Genomic DNA, 1,674 nt, shown 5'->3' with positions numbered 1-1,674 from the left:
CGGCGGTGGCCAGGTCGACGTCGCTCATCGCGGCCGCCACGGCTTCGCCGCCGACCACGTCCGCCGCCTGGAGGTGGTCACCGCCGACGGCCGGCACCGCACCGCCACGCCCGACAGCGAGCCCGAGCTGTTCTGGGCGCTGCGCGGCGGCAAGGACAACTTCGGGATCGTCACCGAGATGGAGATCGGCCTCGTCCCGTGCGCCGGCCTGTACGGCGGCGGCCTCTACTTCCCCGCCGGCTCCGCGGCCGCCGCGCTGCACGGCTGGGCCGTCTGGAGCCGGACCGTCCCCGAGGAACTGGCCACCTCCGCCCAGCTGATCCACTACCCGGACCTGGACGCCGTGCCCGAGCCGATCCGCGGCCGGTACGCCGCCGTCCTGCGGGTCGCCTGGAGCGGCCCGGCGGAGCGCGGCGAGGAGTGGGTGCGGCCGCTGCGCGCCCTCGGCACCCCGCTGCTGGACACCGTCCGCGAGCTGCCCTTCACCGAGGCCGGCACGATCCACCACGAGCCGCCGTTCGCGCACCCCGCGTACGACCGCAACAGCGCGCTGCGCGAGTTCACCGCCGCCACGGCGGACGCCGTGCTGGACCTCGCCGGGCCGGACGCCGGCGGGCCGCTGATCGTCGAGGTGCGGCTGCAGGGCGGCGCGTACGCGCGCGAGCCGGCCGTGCCGAACGCGGTCGGCGGCCGGGACGCCGGGTACCTCGCCTTCTCCACCGCGATGATCGGCCCGGTCGGACTGGACGGGCTGCGCGCCGCGCACACCGCCCTGCACGAGCGGCTGCGGCCGTGGTCCACCGGCGGGACGCTGGCCAACTTCCTCGGGATCGACGACGCCGACCCCGCCACCGTGCGCACCGCCTACCCGGAGCCGGTCCACCGGCGGCTCGCCGCACTCAAGGCGGTCTACGACCCGGGCAACCTCTTCCGGCTCAACTTCAATATCCCGCCCGCCTCCTGACCCCCTTCCGACCTGCTCTCCTGCCCGTTCGGCCGGTCCGTCCGGGCCGGCCGCCGGCGTTCCCGGCAACGGTTCGCGGCCGCCGCGGGCTCTGGTGGGGCGAGGAGGTACTCATGGGAGCCAAGAAGGCCGAGCGGGACGCGGAGTTCAACGCGTTCGTGACCGGTGCCTGGCCACGTCTGCTGCGCACGGCGTTCCTGCTGACCGGGGACCGCTACCTGGCGGAGGACGTGGTGCAGACCGCGCTGGAACGGACCTACGCCGCCTGGGGACGGGTCACCCGGGCCGACGAGCCGTACGCCTACGTGCGCCGGATCGTGGTCAACGAGCACGCCCGCCGCTTCCGGCGCCGGGTGCCGGAGCAGCTGGTCACCGCCGTGCCGGAGCGCCCCGGACCGGACGGCCTGGAGCGGCTGGACGACCGGGCCGCCCTGCTGGAGGCGCTCGGCACGCTGCCGCCCGGACAGCGCCAGGCGGTGGTGCTGCGGTACTGGGAGGACCTGAGCGAGTCCCAGGCCGCCGCCGCGATGGGCTGCTCGGTGGGCACGGTCAAGAGCCAGGCCTCGAAGGGCGTGGCCAAGCTGCGTGGGCTCTCCTCACTCATCACCAGGACGAGCACCGGAGGTGCGGCATGAACCGTGACGGGACGCCCGTGGACGCGGCGGCCGAGGACGGCGGGGTCTCGGCGACCGCGCCGACCACCACCGGCA

General features: G+C 75.5%; 2 protein-coding genes. Both read left to right on the top strand.

The genetic code is table 11. The annotated features are described in order from the left end of the window. Positions 1-964: FAD-binding oxidoreductase (locus ABD308_RS36375; RefSeq protein WP_344344482.1), on the top strand; the 964-nt coding region annotated here is incomplete at its 5' end. A 113-nt stretch (positions 965-1,077) separates the two neighbouring features. Continuing rightward, positions 1,078-1,599, top strand: a complete 522-nt coding sequence (locus ABD308_RS36370; RefSeq protein ID WP_344344478.1) for a SigE family RNA polymerase sigma factor — start codon at positions 1,078-1,080, stop codon at positions 1,597-1,599. The last annotated feature ends 75 nt before the right edge of the window (positions 1,600-1,674 follow it).

The sequence above is a fragment of the Kitasatospora putterlickiae genome (assembly GCF_039527695.1).
In the GTDB taxonomy this organism is placed as follows: Bacteria; Actinomycetota; Actinomycetes; order Streptomycetales; family Streptomycetaceae; genus Kitasatospora; species Kitasatospora putterlickiae.
The sequence above is the reverse complement of the archived record's forward strand: the minus strand, read 5'-3'. Positions and strand labels throughout refer to the sequence as shown.

What these genes read in the sequence shown, in the direction of transcription:
- ABD308_RS36370 (WP_344344478.1), top strand. Translation starts at nt 1,078, where the DNA reads ATGGGAGCCAAGAAGGCCGAGCGGGACGCGGAGTTCAACGCGTTCGTG.